Annotated in this window: 27 protein-coding genes; 10 read left to right on the plus strand and 17 right to left on the minus strand. The window is 70.4% G+C overall.

All coding sequences use genetic code 11. From position 1 onward, the window contains the following. The first annotated feature begins 11 nt into the window (after positions 1-11). On the plus strand, positions 12-962 hold the full coding sequence (locus tag F3J10_RS11970) for a LysR family transcriptional regulator (RefSeq protein WP_167242172.1): 951 nt from the start codon (positions 12-14) through the stop codon (positions 960-962). Between the two features lie 7 nt (positions 963-969). On the opposite strand, the gene F3J10_RS11975 is transcribed toward F3J10_RS11970, so the two are convergent. Then, a complete protein-coding gene (locus F3J10_RS11975) occupies positions 970-2,031 on the minus strand; it encodes a nitronate monooxygenase (RefSeq protein ID WP_167242173.1) in 1,062 nt (353 codons plus the stop codon). A gap of 2 nt (positions 2,032-2,033) precedes the next feature. Further along, entirely contained in the window at positions 2,034-2,588 is a 555-nt protein-coding gene (locus tag F3J10_RS11980; RefSeq protein WP_167242174.1) for a cytochrome b/b6 domain-containing protein, read from the minus strand. Positions 2,589-2,945: 357 nt separating this feature from the next. Between F3J10_RS11980 and F3J10_RS11985 the strand changes: the two genes are divergently transcribed. From F3J10_RS11985 to F3J10_RS11995, 3 genes are all read left to right on the plus strand, one after another. Next, positions 2,946-3,422, plus strand: a complete 477-nt coding sequence (locus F3J10_RS11985) for a hypothetical protein (RefSeq protein ID WP_025099617.1) — start codon at positions 2,946-2,948, stop codon at positions 3,420-3,422. A 63-nt stretch (positions 3,423-3,485) separates the two neighbouring features. Continuing rightward, the gene (locus F3J10_RS11990) at positions 3,486-4,106 is read left to right on the plus strand and encodes a superoxide dismutase (protein WP_167242175.1); all 621 of its coding nucleotides are present in this window, start codon (positions 3,486-3,488) and stop codon (positions 4,104-4,106) included. Positions 4,107-4,253: 147 nt separating this feature from the next. Next, positions 4,254-4,823, plus strand: coding sequence for a TetR/AcrR family transcriptional regulator (locus F3J10_RS11995; RefSeq protein WP_166911646.1), 570 nt, complete (start codon positions 4,254-4,256; stop codon positions 4,821-4,823). Between the two features lie 16 nt (positions 4,824-4,839). Here F3J10_RS11995 and F3J10_RS12000 read toward each other — a convergent pair whose 3' ends face one another. From F3J10_RS12000 to F3J10_RS12020, 5 genes are all read right to left on the minus strand, one after another. Further along, a complete protein-coding gene (locus F3J10_RS12000; RefSeq protein ID WP_240155529.1) occupies positions 4,840-6,477 on the minus strand; it encodes an efflux transporter outer membrane subunit in 1,638 nt (545 codons plus the stop codon). Positions 6,478-6,485: 8 nt separating this feature from the next. Further along, a complete protein-coding gene (locus tag F3J10_RS12005; RefSeq protein WP_025099621.1) occupies positions 6,486-9,650 on the minus strand; it encodes a multidrug efflux RND transporter permease subunit in 3,165 nt (1,054 codons plus the stop codon). A gap of 15 nt (positions 9,651-9,665) precedes the next feature. Further along, positions 9,666-10,907, minus strand: coding sequence for an efflux RND transporter periplasmic adaptor subunit (locus F3J10_RS12010; protein ID WP_166911650.1), 1,242 nt, complete (start codon positions 10,905-10,907; stop codon positions 9,666-9,668). Positions 10,908-11,263: 356 nt separating this feature from the next. Continuing rightward, positions 11,264-11,698, minus strand: coding sequence for an SRPBCC domain-containing protein (locus tag F3J10_RS12015; RefSeq protein WP_025099623.1), 435 nt, complete (start codon positions 11,696-11,698; stop codon positions 11,264-11,266). After that, a complete protein-coding gene (locus F3J10_RS12020) occupies positions 11,695-12,045 on the minus strand; it encodes a metalloregulator ArsR/SmtB family transcription factor (RefSeq protein WP_025099624.1) in 351 nt (116 codons plus the stop codon). Before F3J10_RS12020 ends, F3J10_RS12015 begins: the two co-directional genes overlap by 4 nt. A 98-nt stretch (positions 12,046-12,143) precedes the next feature. Here F3J10_RS12020 and F3J10_RS12025 point away from each other — a divergent pair, with 98 nt between their 5' ends. Beyond that, complete coding sequence (locus F3J10_RS12025) at positions 12,144-12,800, plus strand: NAD(P)H-dependent oxidoreductase (RefSeq protein WP_167233179.1); 657 nt, start codon at positions 12,144-12,146, stop codon at positions 12,798-12,800. Between the two features lie 46 nt (positions 12,801-12,846). Here F3J10_RS12025 and F3J10_RS12030 read toward each other — a convergent pair whose 3' ends face one another. Continuing rightward, complete coding sequence (locus F3J10_RS12030) at positions 12,847-14,067, minus strand: MFS transporter (RefSeq protein ID WP_205200271.1); 1,221 nt, start codon at positions 14,065-14,067, stop codon at positions 12,847-12,849. Between the two features lie 282 nt (positions 14,068-14,349). Between F3J10_RS12030 and F3J10_RS12035 the strand changes: the two genes are divergently transcribed. Both F3J10_RS12035 and F3J10_RS12040 read left to right on the plus strand, forming a co-directional pair. Further along, complete coding sequence (locus tag F3J10_RS12035) at positions 14,350-15,258, plus strand: LysR family transcriptional regulator (protein ID WP_167233178.1); 909 nt, start codon at positions 14,350-14,352, stop codon at positions 15,256-15,258. Positions 15,259-15,344: 86 nt separating this feature from the next. Beyond that, complete coding sequence (locus F3J10_RS12040) at positions 15,345-16,226, plus strand: class I SAM-dependent methyltransferase (protein ID WP_167242177.1); 882 nt, start codon at positions 15,345-15,347, stop codon at positions 16,224-16,226. Between the two features lie 72 nt (positions 16,227-16,298). Here F3J10_RS12040 and F3J10_RS12045 read toward each other — a convergent pair whose 3' ends face one another. Beyond that, positions 16,299-16,460: a DUF1328 family protein gene (locus tag F3J10_RS12045; protein WP_013697398.1), complete on the minus strand. Its 162-nt coding sequence runs from the start codon at positions 16,458-16,460 to the stop codon at positions 16,299-16,301. A 103-nt stretch (positions 16,461-16,563) separates the two neighbouring features. Beyond that, positions 16,564-18,021 carry an RNA polymerase factor sigma-54 gene (locus F3J10_RS12050; RefSeq protein WP_167242178.1) on the minus strand — a complete coding sequence of 486 codons (1,458 nt, stop codon included), beginning with the start codon at positions 18,019-18,021 and terminating at the stop codon, positions 16,564-16,566. 501 nt (positions 18,022-18,522) lie between these two features. On the opposite strand from F3J10_RS12050, the gene F3J10_RS12055 reads away from it, so the two are divergent. Then, entirely contained in the window at positions 18,523-19,299 is a 777-nt protein-coding gene (locus tag F3J10_RS12055; RefSeq protein WP_025099630.1) for a DUF4397 domain-containing protein, read from the plus strand. Positions 19,300-19,421: 122 nt separating this feature from the next. On the opposite strand, the gene F3J10_RS12060 is transcribed toward F3J10_RS12055, so the two are convergent. The 3 genes from F3J10_RS12060 to F3J10_RS12070 all read right to left on the minus strand — a co-directional run bounded on the left by F3J10_RS12060 (position 19,422) and on the right by F3J10_RS12070 (position 21,281). Further along, positions 19,422-19,913 (minus strand): DUF3005 domain-containing protein, encoded by a 492-nt coding sequence (locus F3J10_RS12060; RefSeq protein ID WP_166911660.1) that lies wholly within the window; start codon positions 19,911-19,913, stop codon positions 19,422-19,424. Positions 19,914-20,005: 92 nt separating this feature from the next. Next, positions 20,006-20,860: a MipA/OmpV family protein gene (locus F3J10_RS12065; RefSeq protein ID WP_200873220.1), complete on the minus strand. Its 855-nt coding sequence runs from the start codon at positions 20,858-20,860 to the stop codon at positions 20,006-20,008. A 193-nt stretch (positions 20,861-21,053) separates the two neighbouring features. Continuing rightward, positions 21,054-21,281, minus strand: a complete 228-nt coding sequence (locus F3J10_RS12070) for a hypothetical protein (RefSeq protein ID WP_166911662.1) — start codon at positions 21,279-21,281, stop codon at positions 21,054-21,056. Between the two features lie 299 nt (positions 21,282-21,580). On the opposite strand from F3J10_RS12070, the gene F3J10_RS12075 reads away from it, so the two are divergent. Then, positions 21,581-21,859, plus strand: a complete 279-nt coding sequence (locus tag F3J10_RS12075) for a hypothetical protein (RefSeq protein WP_166911534.1) — start codon at positions 21,581-21,583, stop codon at positions 21,857-21,859. Positions 21,860-21,906: 47 nt separating this feature from the next. After that, positions 21,907-22,443, plus strand: coding sequence for a PRC-barrel domain-containing protein (locus tag F3J10_RS12080; protein WP_017921074.1), 537 nt, complete (start codon positions 21,907-21,909; stop codon positions 22,441-22,443). A 101-nt stretch (positions 22,444-22,544) separates the two neighbouring features. Here the strand turns inward: F3J10_RS12080 and F3J10_RS12085 are convergent, their stop codons facing one another. The 4 genes from F3J10_RS12085 to F3J10_RS12100 all read right to left on the minus strand — a co-directional run. Next, the gene (locus F3J10_RS12085) at positions 22,545-23,159 is read right to left on the minus strand and encodes a hypothetical protein (protein ID WP_167242179.1); all 615 of its coding nucleotides are present in this window, start codon (positions 23,157-23,159) and stop codon (positions 22,545-22,547) included. Positions 23,160-23,222: 63 nt separating this feature from the next. Continuing rightward, entirely contained in the window at positions 23,223-23,855 is a 633-nt protein-coding gene (locus tag F3J10_RS12090) for a DUF4142 domain-containing protein (protein ID WP_167242180.1), read from the minus strand. A 128-nt stretch (positions 23,856-23,983) separates the two neighbouring features. Next, positions 23,984-24,385 carry a BON domain-containing protein gene (locus F3J10_RS12095; RefSeq protein WP_167242181.1) on the minus strand — a complete coding sequence of 134 codons (402 nt, stop codon included), beginning with the start codon at positions 24,383-24,385 and terminating at the stop codon, positions 23,984-23,986. Positions 24,386-24,643: 258 nt separating this feature from the next. After that, positions 24,644-26,301 (minus strand): ATP-binding protein (locus F3J10_RS12100; protein WP_167242182.1); only part of this gene is annotated, 1,658 nt, incomplete at its 5' end.

A 26,301-nucleotide genomic window follows, 5' to 3' on the forward strand; every position in this document is an offset into this window, starting at 1 on the left:
GCCCATCCGTTATGCAAAAATCCACAAGCGAAATGCGCCGGATCAATTGGGACGACCTGCGCTATTTCCTGGCGGTGGCGCGGCTGCAGACGGCCAGCGCCGCGGCCAGGCGGCTCGGCGTCGATCACACCACGGTGGCGCGCCGCGTGCGCGAGCTGGAAGCGTCGCTGGAGGCGGTGCTGTTCGAGAAATCGCGGGCGGGGGGCTTCGTGCTGACCTCGGAAGGCCAGCGCCTGCTGGCCTATGCCGACGAGATCGAGACTGCCGTGCAGTCGGCCAGCGAGCAGTTCAAGGGCGGCGCGAACCTGCTCTCGGGGCATGTGCGGATCGGCTCGACCGAGGGTTTCGGCTCCTTCTTCCTGGCGCCGCAACTGGCCCACTTCGCGCGCGCGCATCCGGAGATATCGATCGACCTGCTGCCGGTGCCGCACTTCGTCAGCCTGTCCAAGCGCGAGGCCGACATCGCGATCCTGCTGGAGCGGCCCGAGCGCGGCCAGTACGTGCACACCAAGCTGTGCGACTACCGGCTCCAGCTCTACGGCACGCGCGACTACCTGCGACGCCACCCGGTCTCGCCGCGGCTGGCCGAGCTGCGCGAGCACGCCTTCCTCAACTACGTCACCGACCTGGTGTTCAGCCCCGAGCTGCTCTACCTGGAGCGGACCATCCCGGGCGCCGGGGCCAACCTGTCGACCACCAGCATCGTCGCGCAATACCACGCGGCCCTGCAGGGCACGGCACTGGCCATCCTGCCCTGCTTCATGGCCGCGAACGACGAGCGGCTGGTGCCGGTGTTCCCGGGCGAGGTGGCGATCACGCGCCACTTCTGGCTGTGCTGCCGCGAGGACATCCGCAACCTGCGGCGCATCTCGGCGCTGTGGGACTTCCTGCGCGAGTCGGCCGTGCTGAACCGCGAGTTCCTGCTCGGGGAGGCGCCGGCGATGCGCTTCGCGACGCTGTGAGCGGCCTTCAGCGGGTTGTGTGTGTCATCGGTCGGCTCGGCTGATGCAAGGCGGGCGCCATCGCATCGGCTGAGGCCGCCGACGTCGACGAAGCCATTGACGTCACCTCGACGGCGGCCGCCGCCATCGCCTCGCGCGTCATCGACAGGCCCGCTACCAGTTCCGCCATGCGCTCGGCCGCCGACACCACGCCGTGGATCTTGCCGACGCCCTGCCCCGCATAGAGCGACAGCTTCTCGGCCATGCGCGGCTTGTCGATCGCGCGCGCGCCGCCGCCCATGAAGCGCAGCAGGTTCCAGCGGTCGCGATTCGGGATCACGCGATGCGGCGTGCCGTATTTCCATCCGTAGGAATAGCCGGTGCGGTACTCGGTATCGTCGACGCCGGCCTCGACGATCTTCTGCCGGTACAGCGGATGCGCGTTCGATTCGTGGGTCGCCACGAAGGCCGTGCCGACCAGCACGCCGGCGGCGCCGAGATCCATCGCGGTACGCACGTCCTCGCGCGTGACGATGCCGCCGGCGGCCAGCACCGGCCGGCCGCCGGCGATCTCGACGATGGCCGGCAGCAGCGAGAGCAGACCGACCGTGCCGCGGTTGAGATGGCCGCCGCTCTCGCTGCCCTGCGCCACCAGGATGTCGGCGCCGTGCCGGATCGCCAGGCGCGCCAGCGCGACGGTGCCGACCTGCACCATCACCAGCATGCCGGCCGCCTTGGCGCGCTCGATCATGGCGGGATGGTCCTCGGCGTAGAACAGCGAGAGCAGGCGCGGCCGTTCCTCGAGCAGCACGCGGAACTGCGCCTCGAACACCTCGGGGCCGCCGAACGAGGGCACCAGGTTGACGCCGAACGGCGCGTCGCTCAGCGCGCGCGTCTCGCGGATCCACTGGCGCAGCAGGCGCGGCGGCAGGCGCAGGCCGCCCAGCGTGCCCATCCCGCCCGCCTTGGCCACCGCGGCCACCAGCGCGGGCCCGGAGATCGCCGCCATGCCGGCCAGGAACACCGGATGGGACACGCCGCAGAGATCGGCCAGGCGCGGGCCGGGAAGATTGGCTTCGAACGGAATCATGATCAGAGCTCCACGTGTTTGCCGAGCATGCGGCGCAAGGCGTCGTTGCGCAGTACGAAGTGATTCTTGAGGGCGCCGAACGCATGCAGGGCCAGGCCGGCGAAAAAGGCGGTGGCCCCGATCCTCAGCAGCCAGTCGAGCACCGCGTGGACGCCCGCGCTGGCGGCGAACGGCAGCGGCAGGGCCCAGCCGCCCGGCAGGACGCTCGCCTCGCCCGCCGCCGCGCGCGTCAGCCAGAGCGCGAGCGGCAGCAGCACCATCGCCAGCGCGAGCGCCACCGCCACGCCGCGGCTGGCGATCAGCTCGACCGGATTCGGCGTGCCCACCGGCAGCGGATGCCAGGCACCGAGGCGCTGCCGCAGACGGTAGATCGACACCAGGAACAGCAGCAGGCCGAGCAGGTTCTGCCAGCGCGCGAGTTCGCCCTGCAGCGACACATCGATGGCTTGCCGGCGCGCCAGGCCGAGCAGCACGATCGCCAGCAGCAGCGCGACGACCAGCCAGTGAAGGACCAGGGTGATGGGTGAAAAGGCGAGGCCGTTGTCGCGAATCTGCATGTGCGTCTCCTGAGGGGATGACGATGCCGGCACACGGCCGGCGCGCTCGGATGCGAGGCTCGGCGCCGCGGCGGGGGATCTCGTCTCCATGCTCGTCTGCGTTCGATGCGGAAGGGAATCTCACGGTCCGACGCGGGCGCGGCCACGGTGGCAGGACACGCCGATGGCATCGGTATCCAGACGATAGGTCGATCGCGCTGCCGCTACAAACGATCGTTTCTGATAGCGGCAATCGAATCCGGAGATAGCGCGCAGCCGGGCGCCACCCCACCCGTCATGGGGTTTTTCCACTTTTCAAATAAAAATAATTATCATTTGCATCTACGAACGAAAACGCCACCTGGCGAGGAGAGCGCCATGCAGACCACCATCGTCGAAGCCGAACCGTCCCGCCCCGACCACGACGCGCTGGCGCGCTGGCGCCGCTCGATCACCTGGGGCAACCGCGCCTTCGACGAGCGCGACTATCCGACCGCGATCGCCCATTACGACGCGGCGGTCTCGACGGCCGAATCGATGTACGGCCGCCTCGACGACGCCGAAGCCGGCACGGCCGCCTGGGTGGTGGCCCATCACAACCTCGCGGATACCTACGAGCGGCTGGGGCGCGACTGCGACCAATGCCGCCATCTGTGCGCCGCGCATGCGCGCCTGTGCGACACCATGAACCGCGGCGGCCTGCCGATCCGCTGGCAAGCCGCCGCCCAGCGGCATTGCCGCCGCACCTATGCCGAGCTCACCCATTTCGCGGCGCGCCACCCCGACGACGAGGCCGCCCGCGAAGCCTGCCAGCTCGGCGCGGCCGGCGCCATCCAGGGGCTGCCGCGCCAATGACCTTCCCGCGGCGCGCCGTGCCCGGCCGCGCCGCCGTCCCGCATCCATCCAACGGAGCCTTCGATGCCCTACGCCCTGCCCCCGCTGCCCTATGCCTATGACGCGCTCGAGCCGCATATCGACGCGCAGACCATGGAGATCCACTACACCCGGCATCACCAGACCTACGTGAACAACGTCAACGCCGCGCTGGAAGGCGCGGGCCTGCCCTTCCCGCCGGTCGAGGAACTGGTCGCCGGCATCGAATCGCTGCCCGAGACGGTGCGCGGCGCGGTGCGCAACAACGGCGGCGGCCATGCCAACCACAGCCTGTTCTGGAGCGTGATGACGCCCGGCGGCGGCGGCCAGCCGCAAGGCCGGCTCGGCACCGCGATCGACGCCGACCTGGGCAGCTTCGATTCGTTCAAGGACGCCTTCACCAAGGCCGCGCTGACGCGCTTCGGCAGCGGCTGGGCCTGGCTCAGCGTGAGCCCGCAGAAGAAGCTGGTGGTGGAGAGCAGCGGCAACCAGGACAGCCCGCTGATGCACGGCAATACGCCGATCCTCGGCCTCGACGTCTGGGAACACGCCTACTACCTGAAGTACCAGAACCGCCGGCCGGAATACATCGCGGCCTTCTACCAGGTGATCAACTGGCCCGAGGTCGCGCGCCGCCACGAAGCGGCGCTGGCCGCGCTGGGCTGATCACGCGCCGCTGGCGCCTGGTACCTGGTACCCGGCACCCGGCGCCGGTGCGCGCCGCCGCGCTCCGGTTCGCGACCGGGACGCGGCGCTTGCCATGCCTGGCTGGATGTTGTATGTAATCCAAATCATCCAGACAGCATCGCGCCCATGAGAAAGTCCAGACAGGAAGCGGCCGAAACCCGCCAGCGCATCGTCGAGGCCGCCTCGCGGCGGTTTCGCGAGAACGGCATCGAGAACACCGCGCTGGCCGACCTGATGGCCGAGGCCGGCCTCACCCACGGCGGCTTCTACAAGCACTTCGCCTCGAAGGACCAGGTGGTGGTGGAGTCGCTGCAACTGGCCACCGAGAACGCCCGCAACACCATGTCGGCCACCCTGGAGGGCGCGCCCGGCAAGCGCGGCGTGAATGCCACCATCGACAGCTACCTGTCCAGGACGCACCTGGGCAATGCCTGCGACGACTGCGCCTTCGTCTCGCTGGCCAGCGAGCTCGCGCGCGGCAGCGAGGAAGTGCGCGAGGCCACCTCGGCCGGGGTGGTCGCGCTGATCGAGCTGTTCGCGCGCCACCTCACCGACCTGACGCCGGCCGCGGCCCGCAAGCGAGCCTCGGTGATCGTCTCGACCATGATCGGCGCGCTGACGGTCGCGCGCCTCGTCAACGACGAGGCGCTCGCGACATCGGTGCTGCGGGAGGCGCGCAAGGCGCTCCAGCAGTAGGCAGGCCGCCGGCCGTTCAGCCGGCCGGCTTCGCGGCCGGGGCCAGCGCGTTGGTCGACACCGGCGCCAGCTTCGCGGCCGGCGGCAACGAGGCCGCGGCAGCCGGCGATGCCGCCGTGCTCGCCGCCCCGGCAGCCCCCGTCGCCCATCCCCCGCCCAGGGCACGGAACACCGACACGGCCGCCCGCGCCGAATCGGCACGCGTGGCGTCGAGATCGTCACGTGCGCCAAGCAGTTGCCGGTCGGCGTCGAGCACGTCGGTCAACGTGATCGCGCCGGCCTTGTAGGCCCGCTCCGACAGATCCCGCGCCCGCGTGAGCGACTTCACCTCGGCATCGAGCTCGGCCTGCCGCAACTGCGTCTGGCTCAGCGCCACGAAGGCGTTCTCGACATCCTCGGCGGCCTTCAGCACGGTCTGCCGATAACTGGCCAGCGCCTCGGCGTTCGCGCCGCGCGCCGAGGCCACCTCGGCGTCCACCTTGCCGAAATCGAACAGCCGCCAGCGCAGCCCGGCCGTCACGCCCGGCTGGAACGCGCGCGCCGTGAACAACTGCCCCGCGCTGATGCTGTCGAAGCCGAGCAGGCCCGAGATCGACAGCTTCGGGTAGTAGTCCGACAGCGCCTCGCCGATGCGCTCGTTGGAAGCCGCCAGGCGTCGCTCGGCCGCGATCACGTCGGGGCGACGGCGCAGCACGTCGGTGGGCGTGGCGCTCGCGTCCACCGAGGGAATCCCCGGGATCTCGCCGGGCAGCGCCAACTGGCTCGCATAGGTGCCCGGCTGCGCGCCCATCAGGATGTCGAGCCGGTTCAACTGCGCGACCAGGTTGGTCTGCAAGGTCGGCACCAGCGCGCGGGCCTGCCGCAGCAAGGCATCGGCCTGCGCGATCTCGCGCTCGTCGGCGGCCCCCGCGCGACGGCGCGCCTTCACCAGTTCGAGCAGGTGCGCATCGGTCTGCACCTGGTCGTTGGCGACCGCGAGCCGGGCCTGGTAGCCACGCACCTGCAGGTAGGCATCGGCCGCGTCGGCGGCCACCGTCACGCGCGTGCCGAGCCGATCCGCCTCGGCCGCCTGTGCCTCGTTGGCGGCCGCGGCCGCGTTGCGGCGCAGCCCGCCCGCGAGATCGATCTCCCAGCTCGCCGCCGCGCCCAGCGTGTATTCGCGCTGGTTGCGGTCGTAGCCGGGGAAGGCCTTGGCCAGCGAGCCGGTCGGGCTCAGCTCGCTCTGGTGCTGCTCGCTGGCCGAGCCGTCCAGGTCGAAGGTCGGCAGCAGCTCGGCGCCGGCCGCCGAGGCGGCGGCACGAGCCTGACGAACCCGCGCGAAGGCGGCAGCCAGGTCGAGGTTCTGCGCCAGCGCGCGATCGACGATCGACACCAGCATCGGATCCTGGAACCCGGTCCACCAGGTATCGAGCGAGGGCGCCGGCGCGGCGGCCGCGCCCGGCGCTTGCGACGCCGCCGATGTCGAAGCCGGCACGTGCTGGAACGGCGCCAGCTCGGCCGCGGGCGGCTTGTAGTCGGGGCCGACCGCGCAGCCGGCCAGCGCGAACACGAAGGCGCAGGCCGCGGCGAGTGCCGGGAAACTGGCCGAAAGACGGGCCGGAAGGCGCGCGACGCCGACGCTCGCGCGTGCGCCCGCCTCGGCGGAGGATGTCATCGACTTCATCATGCTTGCTCCTCGCGACCTTGCCAGGCCTCTTTCTTCTTCAGGCCGAAGCGGCGGATGAACACATAGAACGCCGGGGTGAACAGCAGGCCGAAGCCCGTCACGCCCAGCATGCCGAACAGCACGGCAGTGCCCAGCGACTGCCGCATCTCGGCGCCCGCGCCGCTGGCCACCGCCAGCGGCGCGACGCCGAGGATGAAGGCGAACGAGGTCATCAGGATCGGGCGCAGGCGCGTGCGGGCCGCGTGCACGGCGGCCTCGGCCGCGTCGGAACCTTCCTCCTCCTTCTGCCGCGCGAACTCGACGATCAGGATCGCGTTCTTGGCGGCCAGCCCCACCAGCACCACGAAGCCGATCTGCGCCAGGATGTCGATCGGCATGCCGCGCAGCGACAGCCCCGTGACCGAGGCCAGGATGCACATCGGCACGATCAGCACGATCGCCAGCGGCAGCTTCCAGCTCTCGTACTGGGCGACCAGCACCAGGAACACGAACAGCGCGGCGGCGCCGAACACCACCAGGGTGGGCGTGCCCTTTTGCTGCTGCTGGTAGGCCAGGTCGGTCCACTCGAAGGAGATGCCCTGCGGCAGCACCTCGTGGGCGAGCTCCTCCATGCGATGCAGCGCGGTGCCGGTGGCCACGCCCGGCGCGGCGGCACCCTGCACCTCGGCGGCCGGATAGAGGTCGTAGCGCGGCACGCGATACGGGATCGTGCGGTCCTCGAAGGTCGCCACCGAGCCGATCGGCACCATCTCGCCGGCCTGGTTGCGGGTCTTCAGGCGCGAGATGTCCTCCCCGCTGCGGCGGAAGCTGTCGTCGGCCTGCACGATCACCTCGTAGGTCCGGCCCAGGTAGTTGAAGTCGTTCACGTACTGCGAGCCCAGGTAGACCTGCAGCGTCGAGAACACGTCGGTGGGCGTGACGCCCAGCTTCTGCGCCTTGACGCGGTCGATGTCGGCGAACACCGAGGGCGAACCCGCGTTGTAGAGCGTGAACACGCCGGCGAAATGCGGATCCTTGTTGGCCGCCGCCACCAGCGACTTGGCCGCCTTGACCAGCGCGTCCGGCCCCAGGCCCGCGCGATCCTCCAGCATCAGCTTGAAGCCGCCCGCGCTGCCCAGGCCCTGCACCGGCGGCGGCGGGATGGTCAGCACATAGGCGTCCTTGATCACCGACAAACGCTTGCGCAGGTCGGCCAGCACGGTCTCGGCGGTCACGCCCGGCAGCGAGTGGTTGTAGAGCGAGGGCAGGCCCGTGAACACCGTGCCCGAGTTCGAGGCGACCGTCAGCGTGGTCGCGTCGAGCCCGACGAAGGGCGCGGCGTGTTCGATGCCGCGCGTGGACAGCGCGATGTCGGTGACCTGGCGCACCACCTGCTCGGTGCGCTCGAGCGACGCGCCCGGCGGCAACTGGATCACGGTGATCAGGTAGCCCTGGTCCTGCTCGGGGATGAAGCCGGTGGGGGTGCGGGAGAACTCGATGCCCGCCACCGCGATCAGCGCGACGTAGACCGCCAGCACCACGGCCAGGCCGCGCACCAGGCGGCGCGTGACGTTGCCGTAGCCGAACGAGATCCGTTCGAAGCCGCGATTGAAGCGCGCGAAACCGGCATCCAGGAAGCGCGCGACGCGTCCGCCACCGCCAGCCTCGTGGCCGTGGTGCGACTTGAACAGCACCGCGCACAGCGCCGGGCTCAGCGTCAGCGAGACGAAGCAGGAGATCACCGTCGAGGCCGCGATGGTCACCGCGAACTGCCGGAAGAACAGGCCCGAGATGCCGCTCAGGAAAGCCGAGGGCACGAACACCGCGCACAGCGTCAGCGCGATCGACAGCAGCGCGCCGCCCACCTCGTCCATGGTGCGGTGCGCCGCCTCGACGGCCGACATGCCGGCGCGCATGTTGCGCTCGACGTTCTCCACCACCACGATCGCGTCGTCGACCACGATCCCCACCGCCAGCACCAGCCCGAACAGCGAGAGGTTGTTCAGCGAGATGCCGAAGGTGGCCAGCACGATGAAGGAGCCCAGCAGCGAGACCGGGATCGCCACCACCGGGATGATGGTGGCGCGCCAGTTCTGCAGGAACACGAACACCACGCCCACCACCAGCAGGATCGCCACGAAGATGGTGGTGATCACCTCGTCCACCGACTTGCCGATGAAGATGGTCGGATCGTAGATGATCTGGTAGTCGACGCCGGCCGGGAACTCCTTCTTGAGCCCTTCCATGGCCGCCAGCACCTCGTGCTCGACGGCCAGCGAGTTCGCGCCGGGCTCGGCGTAGATCAGCATCGCGGTGGCGTCGTCGCGGTCCTTGAACGAGGTCGCGCCGTAGTCGGCCGCGCCCACCTCGACGCGCCCGATATCGCGCAGGTGCGTGACCCGCCCCTGCGGGTCCGACTTCAGCACGATGTCGCCGAACTGCTCGGGCGTGGCCAGCCGGCCCAGTGCCTCGACGTTGATCTGGTAGGCGGCGCCGCGCGCCACCGGCGGCTGGTTCAGGATCCCGGCCGAGACCTGCACGTTCTGCGCGCGCAGCGCGGCCAATATCTCGCTGGCGGTCAGGTCGTGCGCGGCGGCGCGATCGGGGTCGATCCAGATGCGCATCGCATATTCGCGCGCGCCCTGGATCTGCACGTCGCCCACGCCCTGCAGGCGCGCCAGCGTGTCCTTCACGTGCAGGGTCGCGTAGTTCGACAGGTAGAGCGTGTCGTGCGAGTGGTTCGGCGAGTACAGGTGCACCGCCAGCAGGATGCTCGGCGTCGACTTGCGCACCTGCACGCCCAGCCGCTGCACGTCCTCGGGCAGGCGCGGCAGCGCGTCCTGCACGCGGTTCTGGGTGAGCATCTGCGCGACGTTCAGGTCGGTGCCGATGCGGAACGTGACGGTCACCGTGAGCTGGCCGTTGCCGGTCGACTGGCTGCTCATGTAGAGCATGTTCTCGACGCCGTTGATCTGCTGCTCGAGCGGCGTGGCCACGGTGCGCGCGATGGTGTCGGCCGAGGCGCCGGGATAGGAGGTCGTGACCTGCACGGTGGGCGGCACGATCTCCGGATACTGCGCGACCGGCAGCACGAACATCGCACCCAGGCCGATCAGCGTCAGGAAGGCGCTGACCACCGTGGCGAAGCGTGGGCGGTCGATGAAGAAATGAGCGATACGCATGGAATCGGCGCTCCCTTATTGCGGCTGCGCCGCGTAGCGGATCGTGCCGTCGTGGGTCTTCACCTTCGAGCCGGGCGCCGCGAACGGCAGGCCGTCGATGATCACGCGGTCGCTGTCGGCCAGGCCCGAGCGGATCACGCGCAGGCCGCCGCGCACGTCGCCGGTCTCCACCTGCTTGGGCACCACGGTGCCGTCGGCGGCCACCGTCAGCACCAGGTGCTCGGACTGGTTGGGCAGCACCGAGGCGTCGGGCACCAGCAGGGTGGGCGCCGGATGCGTGACGGCCACCCGCACGCGGGAGAACTCGCCGGGCGTGAAATGGCCGTCGGCATTGGGCACCGTGGCGCGTGCGTGGATCGTGCCGCTGGAGCGGTCGAGCACGTTGTCGACGAAGTCGAGCGTGCCCTGCCGGTCGTAGGCGGTCGAGCCGCCCGAGGCCAGCTCGACGCGGTCGGCCGGCAGGCCCGAAACCTTGCCGCGATAGCGCTGGAAGGCCTCGTAGTCGGACTCGCTCATGTCGAAGTCGAGGTAGATCGGGTCGAGCGAGACGATGGTGGTCAACAGCGTGGTCGGGCTGGTCGCGTAGCGGCTGCCGGCGATCAGGTTGCCCACCGAGACCTGGTGCCGCCCGATGCGGCCGGTGAAGGGCGCGACGATGCGGCAATGGTCGAGATCGAAGCGCGCGTCGCGCACCTGGGCGTCGGCGTCGTCGAGCGCGGCCTGCGCGGCGTGCAGCTCGGAGGTGCGCTGCTCGGTGTTCTGGCGCGTGCCCGCCTCGCTGTGCTCCAGGTCCTGCGCGCGCGTCAGCTCCTGTTTGGCCAGCACCAGCCGCGCGGCGGCGCTCTGCTGCTGCGCCTTGGCCTGGCTGTAGCGGATTTCGTAGGGAACCGAATCGATGGTGAACAGCAGGTCGCCCTTGTGCACCACGTCGCCGTCGCGGAAGTGGATGCCGGTCAGGGTGCCGCCCACCTGGGCGCGCAGCTCGACCTGGTCGACCGCCGAGAACTGGCCGAGGAAACCGAGCCGCGTATCGAGATCGCGCACCAGCGGCCGGCTCACCGTCACCTCGTGCGGCGGCATCGGCGCCGCGGCGGCGGTGCCGGCACTGCCCGTCTGCGCGTGATGGAACCAGAGCCCGCCGCCGATCACCACGATCCCGGCGGCGATCGCCAGGGCCCTGGCGCGCCCCTTCGGCCCGCCGTTGCGGCCGCCGCGCAGGCTCGTGCCGTCTTCGTCCAGTCTTGTCTTCGTATCCACTGCTTCACCCTGGAAAGCGTTGCGCCCGGTCGGTCCCGCAAGTGGGACGAACCGGGCGATGTCGGCGCCTCTTACCCTCACCCGGCTGCCGGCCTGAATGGATGTCTATCGACATCCAAGGATCGTTAGATTACCGATATCATCTAAATGATCAAGCCTGCCAGAATCACCGCTGGCCGCGCGGCGCCCGTCGATCGGGCGCAATCGCTTGCGGGATGGGGCTTTCGGGGATTGTTGGCGCCTGTCGGCTACTGAATTCAGGCGCAACGCACAGAGTGGATCGGGCAAAAATGCCCGGATTTCGTAAGGAAAATCGAAGCTTCGCGCGGCAAGCAGTGATCGATCGAAGCGGCGGCCTAAGCGCCCGGCGCCTGCAACGCCAGCGCCAGCTTCTTGAGCATCTGCTGCCAGCCGACGCCCAGCCCTTCCTTAGACAGATCGGGCGGCACGCGCTCGTGGGTGAGCACCAGTTCGCATTGCGCGTCGCGTTCGAACAGCTCGATGGTGACGAGCGTTTCCTGCTGCGCCATGTACGAGGACGTCCAGGTGAAGACCAGCTTCGATGGACGCTCGATGATCCGGTATTCGCCGGTGTGCACGTAATCCAGGCGCGCGGAGCGCATGAAGATGGCGAAGCGCCCGCCGACCCGCGGGTCCAGCATCACCTCGCAATGCCTGACCGTGCCGGGCAGCATCCAGCGGCACATGCCGTCGGCATCGAGCCAGGCGTCGAAGACCGCCTCGCGCGAGGCAGCCAGCGTGCGCCGCACGGTGACCGTTGCCCCGCTCACTTGCCGCCCCGCCGGGACCGGCTCGCGAGGTGCTGCTCGAGTGCGTCGAGCCGATCGTTCCAGAAGCCGGCGTAGTGATTGATCCAGTCCTGGGCTTCCTGCAGGTTGGCCGCGTCGAGCTGGCAGGAATGCTCGCGTCCATTCACCTCGCGCCGGATCAGTCCGGCCTTTTCCAGCGTCTTGATGTGCTTGGAAATGGCATTGAGGCTCATCTCGTAAGGCTCGGCGAGTTCGCCGACGAGCAGGCTGCCATGCCGCAATCGTTCGAGGATCGAGCGGCGCGTCGGATCGGCCAGCGCGCCGAAGACGGCATCGAGACGCTGGGGGGAAGGCTCGGGTCGGTTCATGGGAAGCAAATCATCGAGACGATATATATTCAACCGATTGGTTGACCATCAACCATCGGGTTGAATATACTCCAAACCACATTCGAAGGAGAACGCCGATGCCCACTTTGCTGCAAGTCGATTCCAGCCCGATGGGCGATGCGTCCATGTCGCGACGCCTGACGCAGGCGTATGTCCGCAGCTGGCAGCGCGCGCACCCCGGCGGCCGGGTTCGTTGCCGCGATCTGGCGCGTACCGCGATGCCGGTGGTCGATGCCGCCTGGGTGGCGGCGAACTTCACGCCAAAGGCGCTGCGCAGCCCGCAGCAGGAAGCGCTGCTGGCCTTGTCGACGACCCTGACGACGGAATTGCTCGATGCCGACGAATACGTGCTCGGCATTCCGATGCACAACTGGGGACCGTCCGCGAGCTTCAAGCTCTGGGTCGACCAGATCGTCAGGCAGGAAGAGACGCTGAAGGCGACGCCGCAAGGGCCGACCGGGGCGCTCGCCGGCAAGCGGGCGACCTTCATCATCGCGGCGGGGGCGTCGTACCGGCCGGACCTGCCGGCCGCCTCGGGCGATTTCATCGAGCCCTGGCTGCGCCGGCTGTTCGCCTACCTGGGTATCGAGGACATGCGCTTCGTGATGGCGGACCGGGTGGTGGGCGTGATCCGGGGCGAGGTCGATCCGGACACGTTCCTGGCGCCGCATCTCGAGACCGTGCGCGCCCTGTTCGAGCCGGCCGAGGAGCCGCTGCCGGGCCGGGATCGCTGACGGGAAGGATTCACACGACGGCCCTCCCCTCGCGAGGCGGCAAGGCCTAGCGCCTGCGCATCGCGACCACCACCACCAGCCCGGCCAGCACGAAGCCCGCGGCGACGCCGGGAATCGGCGCCGGCCCGAGCCGGTTGACGAGCACGCCGCCGATCAGCGCGCCGAGCCCGACTCCCGCGTTGAACACCGCGACATTGGCCGGTGTGGCCGCCTCGGCGCCGCCCTCGATGCGCGCGGCCTGCTCGAACACCGAGGTCTGCAGCAGCACCGGCAGCCCGCCATAGGCCGCGCCCCAGCCCGCCAGCAAGGCGATGACGGCGGCCTCGCTGGCCACCGCCAGGTGCATGGCGGCCAGGCTCGCGGCCAGCAGGGACGTCACCAGCACGAGGCCGGTGCGCGGCGCGCGCCGCGCCAGCGGCCCCACCGCGAAGTTGCCGAGCACGCCGGCGGCGCCATATACCAGCAGCATCATGCCGACGCGGCCCGGCGCGAGATGCGCGGCCTGCTCGAGATAGGGCGTGACATAGGTGTAGCCGAGGAAGTTGCCGGTCACGATCAGCCCGGTGCTGGCCAGCAGGCCGAGCAGCGGGCCGTCGCGCAGCACCGCCGGCATCGCGCCGCGGATCGAGGCCTTCGCGACCCGCAGGCGCGGCACCGAGCCCAGCACGGCGAGGAACACCACGAGGCTCAGGATCGTCAGCGCGGCGAACACCGCGCGCCAGCCGGCATGCTCGCCGAGCAGGGTGCCGGCGGGGATGCCCAGCACGGTCGCGAGCGACACGCCGCCGAACACGATCGAGGTGGCGCGCACCGCGTGCTTCGGCGCGACCAGCTGCACCGCGGTGACCACCGCCGTCGACCAGAACACGGCGATCGCGGCGGCCACCAGGATCCGCCCGGCCAGCACGACCGGATAACCGGGCGCGAGATAGGTGAGCAGGTTGCCGGCCGCGCAGACCGCCAGCAGCGCGGCCATCAGCAGCTTGCGGTCGAGCCCGCCCAGCAGGCCCGTGAGCGGCATGGCCACCAGCGCCACCACGAAGGCGAAGCAACTGACCAGGTAGCCGGCCTCGCCGAGCGAGACGCCCAGGCCCGCCGCCATCGCGGGCAGCACGCCGACCGGCATCAGCTCGGTACTGACGAGGCAGAAGCAGCCGAGGCCCAGCGCCAGCACCGCGACGGCGGCGCGTGCCGGCGACAGGCGCGCGGCCTGGGACGAAGCCGGCGGCGCGCCGCCGGACAGTGAATGCGCGGATGAGGAGTCCAAGGGGATGATCCGGGGAAAGATGGTTGAAGTGGGCGCCACGGCCGGCGGCCCGCAGATCCTTCAGTGATCCGAATCGTCGAGAAACGGGTTGGAGCGGGACGAAAGCCCGATATCGCGGCCAGGCGTCGTGACGGGAGCTATTGTCGAACTCGGGCAGCGTGCTGACGAGCCCATGCGACTCACAAGACTTGTGAGTCCAGCGGAACAATCCCGGCTCGGCACGGGCCGCCGCTTGCGATAGCATCGGGGCTCCCCCACCCGCCCCGACCACGGAGGTTCCTCATGAGCGCAATCGATCCCCGGCTGCTGGAAGGCGTGGACGTGCTGGCCGCGGTGGTCGACACGCGCAGCTTCGGCGCCGCCGCCGAGGTGCTCGACGTGTCGAAGTCGGTGGTCAGCCGCGCGATCGTGCGCCTCGAGAAGCGGCTCGGCATCCGCGTGTTCGAGCGCACCACCCGCTCGATCCGGCTCACCGACGAGGGCCGCGAGTTCTACGAGCAGGTGATGCCGCTGGTGGGCAGCCTGGCCGAGATCACGCGCAGCGCGGCCGGCAACGCGGGCAAGGTGCGCGGCCGGCTGCGCGTCAATATCGATCCGCTGTTCGCGCGCTTCGTGGTGGGCCCGCGCCTGGGCCCCTTCTTCGATGCGCATCCGGAACTCGAGCTGGAGCTGCACAGCCGCGAAGACCTCGGCGACCTGATCGCCGACGGCTTCGACCTGGCGCTGCGCTTCGGCCATCCGCAGCCCTCCTCGCTGGTGGCGCGCAAGCTGTTCGACACGCGCGTGTTCGCGATGGCCTCGCCGGCCTACCTGCAGCGCTTCGGCCATCCCGCCGAGCCGCGCGATCTCGAGAGCGGCGAGCACCGCTGCATCCTCTATCGCGAGCCGGTGACGGGGCGGCCGTTTCCCTGGGAATTCCACCAGCGCCGCAAGAAGCTGGTGATCAAGCCGCGCGGCGTGCTCACGCTCAACGATCCGGGCACGCTCTACAGCACCTGCCTGGCCGGGCTCGGCATCGGCCAGTTGTTCGAGCTCGGGGTGGAGGACAGCATCGCCGCCGGCCGGCTGGTGCCGCTCTTTCCCGCCTGGTCGGACTACCGCTTCCCGCTCCATGCCTATTACCCGTCGAGGCATCATGTGCCGGCCAAGACGCGCGCCCTGCTCGACTTCGTGGCGGGCCTGACCGGCTGAAGCGGGCTGCCCGCTTGACTTCAAGTCGACTTGAGGCGCCATAGTGCATCGCTTCGCGCCATCCGGCGCTCCGCGAGGACAGCGTCATGCCCACTTCTTCCCCTCCCAGCCAGGCCGAACTCTGGAACGGCAGCTCGGGCCTTGCCTGGGTCGATACCCAGCCGATCCTCGACGCGATGTTCGAGCCGCTCGAACAGCGGCTCACCGAGGCGGCCACGGCCGATGCGTCGGCGCGCCCGCGCCGCGTGCTCGACGTCGGCTGCGGCACCGGCGCCACCACGCTGGCGCTGGCCGCGATGGCCGAAACCGGCGCCGAAGGCGACCGGAACGGCGCCTTCGGCGACTGCCTCGGCATCGACATCTCCGCGCCGATGCTGGCCCTGGCCCGCGCACGTGCCGACCAGCGCGGCCTGCGCGCCGCCCGCTTCGTGCGGGCCGACGCGCAGACCCACGATTTCGCGCCGGCCGGCTTCGAGCTGATCCAGTCGCGCTTCGGCGTGATGTTCTTCGACGATCCGCGCGCGGCCTTCGCGAACCTGCGCCGCGCGGCGGCACCCGGCGCGCGGCTGCGCTTCATCGCCTGGCGCCCGGCCGACGAGAATCCCTTCATGACCACCGCCGAGCACGCGGCCGCGCGGCTGCTGCCGGCGCTGCCCGCGCGCGATCCGGCCCGGCCGGGGCAGTTCGCGTTCGGCGACCCCGAGCGGATGATCGGCATCCTGCATGGCGCGGGCTGGGAACGCATCGAGATCGCGCCGCTCGACGCCGCCTGCGCCCTGCCCGAACGCGACCTGCCCACCTACGCGCTGCGGCTCGGGCCGGTCGGCCAGCAGTTGCGCGAGGCCGATGCGCGAACCCGCGCGCAGGTGATCGAGACAGTGTGCGCGGCCTTCGCGCCCTTCCTCGACGGCGCCATGCTGCGCTACCAGGCGGCGTGCTGGTGGGTCGAGGCGCGCGCCCCGCGCTGAACCCGGCGCGTCGGCGCGCGCAAGGAAAACGGCCGCCCGAAGGCGGCCGTTCGACTCGACACCCACGCTCACCTATCGTCGGATCACGCCCAGCAACAGCGTGACGATGAAGATGATCACGAAGATGAAGAACAGGATCTTCGCGATCTCGGCGGCCCCGGCCGCAATACCGCCGAAGCCGAACACCGCCGCGATGATGGCGATGATGAAAAAGATCACTGCGTAACGAAGCATGTCTACCTCCGGATTGGACTGCGAATAAGCCATGTCGCGCACGGCCGGGCCGTGGCGATCTCGTTCGATGTTGCCGGCGCGCCTGAGCCGCGCGCCGCGCCGCTCAGATCGGCACGCGCCGGCGCAGCTCGGCCGGCAGGATCTTCATGCCCTGCCGGTACTTGGTCACGGTGCGCCGTGCCAGCACCACGCCGCGCCCGGCCAGGCGCTGCGCCAGCGCCACGTCGGAGAGCGGCTCGCCAGCCGGCTCGGTCGAGATCATTTCGCGGATCAGCACCTTGGCCGCCGCCGCCGAGCAGGCACCGCGCCCCGCCGCCTCGAGCTTGCGCGGGAAGAAGTGCTTGAACTCGAACACGCCGTGCGGGGTGGCCATGTACTTGTTGCCGGTGGCGCGCGAGATGGTCGATTCGTGCAGGTCGAGCTCCTCGGCGATATCGCGCAGCACCAGCGGCTTGAGCGCGATCGCGCCGTAGCGGAAGAAATCGCGCTGCCGCGCGACGATGCATTCGCCCACGCGCTGGATCGTGTCGAAGCGCTTCTGCGCGTTGCGGATCAGCCAGCGCGCTTCCTGCAACTGCTGCCCCAGCGGCGACTGGGTCGACTCGCTGGACTTGGCGAACAGCTCGGCATAGAGCTTGTGGATCCGCGCGCGCGGCATCACCGCCGGGTTCACCGTCACCACCCAGCGGCCGCTCACCTGGCGCACGATCACGTCCGGCACCACGTAGTCGCCGCTCGCGCCGCCGAAATGGTTGCCGGGGCGCGGATCGAGCTTGCGCACCAGCGCGCAGGCCGCGCGCAGCGTGCGCGTATCGCAGCCGAGGCGTCGCTGGATCTCGGCGGTCTCGCGGCGCGCGAGCCGCTCCAGGTGATGCTCGGCGATCGCCTTGGCGCATTCGACGTCGGGGCGCCCGGCAGGCATCGCGGCGAGCTGCAGCGTCAGGCATTCCGACAGCGAACGCGCGGCCAGCCCCGGCTTGTCGAGCGACTGCACGCAGCGCAGCGCGATGGACAGGTCCTGCTCGTTGAAGCAGTTCTCCGAGTCGGCGATGGTCTCGGCCAGTTCGGCGAGCGACTGGCGCAGGTAACCGTCGTCGTCGAGCGCGTCAATGATGGTGCGGGCAGCCGCGCGGTCGCGCGGATTGAGCGGGTACAGGCAAAGCGCCGCATGCAGGTGCTCGTGCAAGGAAGGCTCCACCACCAGCCGTTCCGAAGGCTCGAGATCGAAGGCCTCGCCCGAGCGGCGCAGCGAGCTGCCGCGCATCAAGGGCTCGGCGGTGTATGAGGGCTCGCCGTCGGGCGGCCCCGCCTCGGCCGCGATCAGGGTCGGCGGCTCGGTGGTTTCCGCCGACTCGGCCGCCTGGGTGGCCTCGTCGAACGGCGTGCGCGTGTCCTCGTCGCCCGAAATCTGGACGTCCTCGAGAAAGGGGTTGGTGTCCAGCGCTTGACGCAGTTCCTGCTGGAATTCGAGCGACGACAGTTGCAAGAGCCGCAGCGACTGTTGAAGTCGCGGCGTCAGTGTCAGGTGTTGTCGCATCTGTAGCGCGAGCGTTGCGGGCATCCGGATGCTCCTCGTCGTTGATTGGGACTGTCCCGACTTTTGCAACATCCGTACCAGGCTGGCAAAGCCTTGCGCCACGGGGCTCGGGCACGCGCGAGGGCGGCCCTCGCCGCGCGGCCGGAGCATTTTTTACAAGCAGCTTCGCAAGATTTGGTCCGGACGAATCGGCCCCGGGCACGGGCTTCGCTGCCCTTTCGCGCGCTGCGAACCGAAGGCATCCTCTAGACGCGGCCGGGAGCCCGCGAGCCCCTGCCCTCGGTCGATGCAGCGCCATGCGATGCCCCGGCCGCCCCCCTGAACCGCATCCGCCACGCGCCTTCCAGATACCGCCGGGTACGCATCGTGCTCATTCCCATCGCCCGCCGGCGCATCGTGCGGGACCGGCGAGGGGGGCGCCAATCAGGCCGCATTCGCCGTGCAAGTAACCACTGGTCGCGCAAGCTCGTGCCGGACCGTGCACGCAGCGCAGCTCATATGAACGACAGAATCAGAGAGGAAAGTATGAAAGGACTACGTACCCTGGCCGTGATGGTGTCCGCGGTGGCCATGCTCAGCGCATGCGGCGGCGATGACGGCAACGACGTCGGCACCATCATCGGCGTCTCGAAGCCGCAGGCGCGCTTCATCAACGCGGTGCCGCTCGGCCCCAATCTCGACTACTACCTGAACGGCCAGGTCAACACCGCCAACATCGCCTACAAGGGCGTGACGCGCTACGCCGACCTCGGCACCGGCAACCAGACCGCCTCGTACGACGCCAACGGCACCACCGTCACGCTGGGTTCGCAGGGCTTCTCGACCGCCAACGGCCATCACTACACCACCATCGCGCTGCCGAGCACCTCGGCGCCGATCTCGGTGATCGACGACCCTTACGCCAAGGGCCTGCTGTCGGACAAGGCGCGTGTGCGCGGCTTCAATGCCTCGCCGAACGCGCAGAACGTCGACGTCTACGTGGTGCCGGCCGGCAAGACCGACATCAGCGCGATCGCCCCGACCATGCCGGGCCTGGCCTACCAGGGCGCGGTGCCGGCCAGCGGGCAGGATTCGATCTACATCGAGGGCGCCAGCGTCCAGGTGGTGGTCACCTCCACCGGCTCGAAGACGCCGATCCTGACCACCGCGCCGGTCACGCTCTCCGACAACGCCGACTGGCTGGTGCTGACGATTCCGGCGGGCGGCATCAAGGACGTGGTGCCGAACGACATCCACGTGCTGGTGGCGCAGGGCAACGATGCCGATACCTCGGCGCAGGAACTGGGTCCGCAAGGGCAATAAGCCTCGCCGCCGCGCGTCGCGCCACGCGACGCGCGCAGCGCAATACGACGACGCCCCGCTTCGAGCGGGGCGTCGTGCCATTGGGAGTGGTACCGCGGGAGTGAGCCGCGCCGGCGCCGGTCTCAGCTCGAGGGCGGGCTCGCGGGTTCGAGCCGGATCACGCGCTCGGTGCGCGCGCCGTAGGTGCGGCCCGCATCGACGATGCCGGCCTGGCTGACCTGCCAGCCGAGCCGCGTCTCGACGGCCGGCTGCGAGCCGCCGCGACGGCTGGCGAAACCGGCCAGGCCGTCGTCGGGCGTGCTCACGCTGTCGTCGAGCGAGGCGTTCGAATGGATCACGTTATCGCGCCAGTGCGGCGCGTCGCGATGGGCGTCGAAGCTCTTGCCGTCGACGTCGACGCAACTGTCGGAGGCGCCCATGTTGGCGTTGTCGAGCGTCGCGATGCGGCTCGCGGCGCGACGCACCGGATCGCCGTGCTCGAGCAGCGCATAACGCGCGCGATCGATCGGCGGCAGCCCGGTCGGCATCTTCGAGGCGATCCGCTCGGGCGTGAGCCTGCGATCGGCCGCCGCCGGCTTGCCGGCTGCTTCGGTTTCCGAATGATTCTGTTCCATCGTCTCCTCCAGGTCGAAACACCGGGCGAGCGCCGGGCACGAAGCCCGGCGCTCGCCAATCGAACCGCCCGACGCGCGAGGACGCGGCCGGACTAGAACTGGTAATTGATCGACAGGTCGAACGTGGCGTTTGCCGAGCTCTGCGTGACGGGACTGTGGCGCGCGCTGCCGACCAACTGCTGGATCGCGCCGTCCGCGGTCATGAACCAGTGCTTGCGGAAGTACCAGACCATCGTGATGCCGCCGCCGTAGGACCTCAGGCCTGCCTTGGCAGAATACTCCGGAATACCCGAGCGCGCCGAGGCGGCGGGGTTCACGCCGAACCAGCTGTTCATGTAGCGCGAGTCGGCGAAGGTCACGTTCGGCCCGGCGAACCAGAAGAAGTGCTCGGAGCTGCCCGGCAGCGGCATGTAGGCGGCGAAGTCGGCCACCCAGCCGTTCGCGCCGCCGATGCTGCGCTGCACATCGCCGCGCAGCACCAGCGGGAAGCGCTTGGAGAGCACGTAGTCGGCCGACAGCTTGATCTTGGCCGCCGGATTGATGTTGTCGAGGCCGTGCAGGTGGCCGAGGTCGTCGGCCGAGCGCCGCCCGAGGTCGTAGCCGATCGACAGCGTGGCGCGCCAGTTCTGGCCGCGCAGGAAGTTCACGCCGAGCCCCTCGCCGGTCGACAGGAAGAACAGGTCGCGGTAGCGGATGTCGATGCTCGGGCCCGCCATCGCGCGGTACTGGTCCGAGCCGTCGTAGCGCGGCCGGAAGGTCGAGGCGATGCCGATGCTGGTCTGCCAGGTGTCCTTCGGATTCGGATTGAACAGCTTCTCGAGCGGCACGCCGGCCGAGTACTGCCATTCGCTCAGGGGGCCCGGCGTCTGCGCGCGGGCCGTGACGCTGGCCGCGCAGCACAAGGCCAGCAGGGTGAGCCGTGAGGGCACGATCGCGCGGCGCGGCATCGGGCGGGCGCGGCGCGGGGGAACGGAAACGGCACGGCATCGAATCATCAGCTCATCCTCTTGGTGTTGTCAGTTCTACTGGAAGAGTCCCGACGCAAGCCCGCGCACGCCGTGCATCGCCGCGTCAGGAACGCGGCGCGGCGCGCGCAAGCCGGCGGTCGCACCGCGGCTGCGCATGTTGCCCTCGCTCATGTTACCCGCGCCGCATGCATCCTGCCTCGCGAAGCCGGGCCACCCGCTCGGGCGGCTCGCGCGAGGGCGGATCGCCCGCCGGCGGATGCTGCGGCGTCGGCGGATCGGGCGGCCCGTCGTCGCCCTCGTCGGGCTGCGGATCGGGATCGTCGATCTTGGGATACGGCGGCTCGGGTCGATGCAGCGAGATGCCGGTTGGCCAGCCGGCGAAGCCCGATGCACCGGACATGGCGAACCCGGGCGGCGAAGCTGACACAGGCTCCACGGTCGGTCCTCCCAATGCGAGTCAGCGGCAAATACTGCAATTCGTATGCCAGGCGGCTGGACGACGATCCGGGCCGGCCGCCACCGCGCCGGAACCGGGTCCGGCCGCCGTTCATCGCGCGCCCTGGGCATTCCTTACATCCGGCACTGAAAATTTTTCAGACGCCCGGCGCGCGCCACGGCCCGCCGCGCCGCCCGCGGCGGACGGCACGGATCGGCACGCGGCTTGCTCGATCGACAGCATGACCACCCGGAGGGCAAGCGATGCGATCCTTTACCCGATCCCCATTCCCGAGCTCGGCCGAAGTCGAGCACCGGCCGCCGCAGCGGGTTCACGACCATGGACAAGTCCAGGCCGCCGGCAAGGACCAGCCCCCGCCGCGCCAGCAGCCCGCGCGTCCCGCCGAGGAGCGGCGCATCGACCGCGCGCTCGAGGACACCTTCCCGGCCAGCGACCCGCCGGCCACCGGCGGCGTGACCCGCATCGATCCGGCCACGCCCGCCCACCAGCCGCCTGATCGCGGCGAACCGGGCTCGCCCTGAACGGGCGAGCGCTCATTGCAGCAGTTCCTTGCACCAGGAGGTCGAAGATGAACCTGCATCCCGAGACCCAGGGCGCCACCCGCGCCCCCGAGCGCATCATCGGCCGACCCGCCGATTCCAGCGGCCCCGGCCCCGAGGTGATGGCCGCCTCGACGCTGGACGGCAATCGCGTCTATGCCACCGACGGCGTCCAGGTCGGCCATATCAAGGACATCATGCTGGACGTGCGCGGCGGCCGCATCGCCTACGCGGTGCTGTCGAGCGGCGGCCTGCTCGGCATCGGCGACAAGCTGCTGGCCGTGCCCTGGCACGAGCTGACGCTCGACACCGATCGCAAGTGCTTCGTGCTGCCGGTCACCTCGCAGCAGGTACGCGAGGCGCCGGGCTTCGATCGCCATCACTGGCCGAGCTTCGCCGATGCCGAATGGGTGCGCACCCGCGAGCCGGCCGGCGCCGCGGCCACCGGCTGGGATCCCGCCGATCTCGGCCGCTTCGACGTCGATACCGGCCTGGACGAACCTCCGCACGAAAGCTCGCCGAACCGGCCCGAATCGCGATCCGAACCACGCGACGACCGCCATTGATCTGCTACGGTCGTCACGTTTTCAGGAGCGTCCAGCCAGGACGCTCTCTTTTTTTGGTGCTCAGTTTTTTCGTGTCCGGACGGCGTTCGGCGGCCGCGGCATCAATGCGCCAGCCCGCCTCGCGCACGCGCCGCTTGGCTGGCGACGGCCTCGCCCGCCACGGCGGCCGGCGCGACTTCCTCGGGCGGCGGCAGCACGGCCGCGAGCCCGAGTGCATCGATCCACAGCTCGCGCGACCAGCCCAGCGTGTGCAGGGCCAGCGGATCGGCCTGCGCCTCGAGCGCCTCGACGGCGTCCTTCAGCACCTGCGCGACCGGCCCGGTGACACGTTCGGCCGCGATCGCCAGCAGCTTGCGATGCAACTGGTCGCGCGTCTCGACCAGCAGCACGCACTCGGTGGCGACCCGCTCGGCGGCCGCGCGATCCCCGCCCTGCACCGCGTAGGCGATCACCTCGAGCAGGGACTTGCCGAGCGCGGCGGCGGCGGTGCGCACGCGCGAGCTGGCCTCGACGTCGAGGCCCAGCGCGTCGAAGACATCGGCCAGCACCTGGGCGCGGCGATGCGCGGCCTCGCGATGCAGCCGCCATTCGGCGGCCAGTTCCTCGTGCGTGGTAGCGGCCAGCGCGGCGTCGTAGACGGCCATCGCGCGCAGCGTGGTTTCATGCGCCTGATCCAGCAGTTGATGCAATCCCTCGCGATCGACACGCGTCGTCATCCCATGTCCTCCCTTCCAGTCCATCGAGCGCCGCCGGCCCGGCCGGCGGCATGAACGGCACCCTCAGCGCCCCACCTCGCGCGCCAGCGTGCGCGCCGCCGCCAGATGCTTGCGCAGCATCGGCAGGCTGTCCTGCGCGAAGCCGCGCAACTCGGTCGAATGGCCGCCGCGCGCCTCGGCCGAGAACAGCCGGATCGCCTGGCGGTGCGCGGCCGGCCCCGCGATCGCCAGGTAGGCGACATCGAAATCGTGGCCGCGCTTGTTGCGCAGCGCGTCGATGTCGGGATCGACGATCATCGCCGCCTGCGCGGGCACGCCGACCTTCGCGGCGATCGTGCGCAGCGCCTCGTTGGCGCGGCCGTGGTCGTCCAGCATCATCTTGGCGAACTCGCGCACCGCGGGCGACGCCGATTGCTCGATCGCCAACTGGCTGGCCTGCACCTCGCGCTTGCCGGCGATCGCGGCCTTGTCGACGAATTCCGGATCGATGCCTTGCGGGCGCTTGGCGATCTCGCTGTCGCCGACCGGCGAGGCCGGCTTGACGATCTCCGCGCCGACGCGCGGATCGGCGGCGGGCGGCTCGTGCGGCGCCGGGTTCGGGTTGGTCTGCGCCGACGCCGCGCAGGCCGCGCCCAGCGCGACGGCGAGCGCCACCATTCGCCGGCCCTGGCGGCCGGCTGTCCTGGTTCGTTTCATCCTCGCTCTCCTCGATGAGATGGGATCGGCCCTGCCTGCCGCCTCGGGGGCCGCACGCAGCCCGCTCCGGCCCGCAGCGGAACCGGCCGCTACCGCTGACTTACTTCGGCCGGCTCACTTCGGCTGGCTTACTTCGGGTGGATGGTCAGTTGGTCCTGCACCGCGCGCACGCCGTCCACGCTCTTCACCGCGGCCACCGCGAGCGGGCGCTGCGATTCGTCGGGCACGCTGCCGGTGAGCGTCACGTGGCCCTGGCGCGTGCTGACGTGCACGTCGTCCGAGGACAGCCCGCTGGCCTGCACCAGCGCGGCCTTGGCCTTGGTGGTGACGGCCATGTCGCGCATCTTGGCCCCCGCCGAATGGGTGGCCGAGGCGACCGTGTCGCCCGTGTCCGCGCCGGCGTCGAACGGCACGCTCGCGCAGAACGCGGTGGCGGCCGTCAGCGCGACGGCCAGCAAGCCGCGCGGTCCGCGCGAACGCGCGAGACGACGCGGAGTCGACGAGATCCTGTCTGCGTTGCGGTGCTTCATGCCTGGGCTCCTTGCATCGAGCCGGCCCGGTGCCGGCGACAAGGCAGGAGCCGCAAGCACCATGCCCGGGCCGCGCGCCTTGTCGCGCAAGGCCCGAGCGGCGACGCGGCACTTTTCGTCAAGCCGTTTGAAAGATTTACGAACTCGTCGGGCCGATCGGCAAGCCCGGCTCGAGAGATCGATGCGGCGCCCCGATATCAATCGCAGTGCGAAGCAAAAAGGTGACAGACGGGGGGAACGGTGAAAGGCGCGCCGCGCTCAGTCGCGCGAAGGCGAGGTCAGCGAACGCTCCGGCGCCTGGGTGGCGCGCAGGATCTCGCGCGCCAGGACCTGGATGTCGACCGGCTTGCACAGATAGCCGTTGAAGCCGGCCGCCAGCACGCGGCGCTCGTCGGCCTGCCCGGCATGCGCGGTCACCGCCAGCATCGGCGCGTTGATGGCGGTGCGCGCGCCGCCGCGCAGCGCATCGAGCAGCCAGAAGCCGTCGCCGTCGGGCATCGCCAGGTCGGACAGCACCACGGTCGGCCGCGCGCCGTCGATCTTGGCCAGCGCGTCGCGCCCCGAGGAGGCCACCACCACCGCCGCGCCGAGCGTGGCCAGCGCCGCGGCCAGGCTGGTGCGCGAGGTCTCGTCGTCGTCGACCAGCATCACGCGCTGGCCGTCCAGGTTGATGCGCTCGCGCGACAGCGCGTCGTCGTCGCGCCGGCCGCTCCAGGCGATCGCGCCCGAGGGCTGCCAGCCGGCCGGCAGCGCGACCTCGAAGGTGGTGCCGAGGTCGCGCCCGGCGCTGGCGACGCGCACCGCGCCGCCGTGCAGCTCGGCGATGTGGCGCACGATCGACAGCCCGAGCCCGAGCCCGCGCTTGGGCGAGGCCGGCGAGTTCTCGGCGCGGCGGAACGCCTCGAACACATGCGGCAGGAAATCCGCGACCACGCCCTGCCCGGTGTCGGCCACCGTCAGCAGCACGCGCGACTCGTCGCGGGTCAAGCCGATCGTCACGCGACCGCCGCGCGGCGTGAACTTGAAGGCGTTGGACAGCAGGTTGGAGAGCATCTGCTTGAGACGCTCGGCGTCGCCCGAGACCACGCAGGCCTCCAGCGCGCAGTGGGTCTCCAGCGTGATGCCGTCATGGCCGGCGGTGGTGTCGAACGAGCCGGCCACGTCGCCGACCACGCGTACCAGGTCGACCGGCATCGGCTCGAGCCGCAGCTTGCCGGTGGCCAGCGAGGAGGCATCGAGGATATCGGCCACCATGCGCGACAGCGAGCGGGCGCTGCGGTCGATCGCGTCGATCGCCTGCCGCTGCAGCGCGCCGTCGATCGGGTTGCGCATCACCTCGACCCAGCCGTAGATCACGTTCAGCGGCGTGCGCAGCTCGTGCGAGACGATCGCCAGCAGTTCGTCCTTGAGCCGGTTCGAGGTGTCGGCCTGGCGTCGCGCGTCGCGCGCGCCGCGCAGCCGGTGATGGCTGCGCTGCTCGCGGCGGCGCTGCACGCGCGTGTCGCGCAGCGTCAGCGACAGCGCCACGCAGCGCTGCGCTTCGTCGAATACCGGCGAGGCGGCCAGCGTCGCGCGAAACCGCTTGCCGTCGACGCGCAGGCACAGCAGGTCGAGGCCGCCGATCGCCTCGCGCACCTCGCCCACCTCGGCGGCGATCGGGTGCAGGCCCAGCCAGCGCGGCGCGACCAGCATGTCGATATCGTGGCCGAGCGCGTCGGCCTCGGGATACCCGAACATGCGTTGCGCGGCCGGGTTCCAGCTGGTGATGCGCCGATCGGCGCCGACGCCGATGATGGCGTCGGGCGAGGCGTCCACCAGCCGGCGCAGCATGCCGTTGGCCAGTGCCCGCTCGTGCTCGGCGCTGACGTCGCGCAGCACCGCCACCGCGCCGCCGCGCCCGCCGTCAGCGCCGAGCA

Source organism: Burkholderia sp. Cy-637, from assembly GCF_011753175.1.
Lineage (GTDB): Bacteria > Pseudomonadota > Gammaproteobacteria > Burkholderiales > Burkholderiaceae > Burkholderia > Burkholderia gladioli.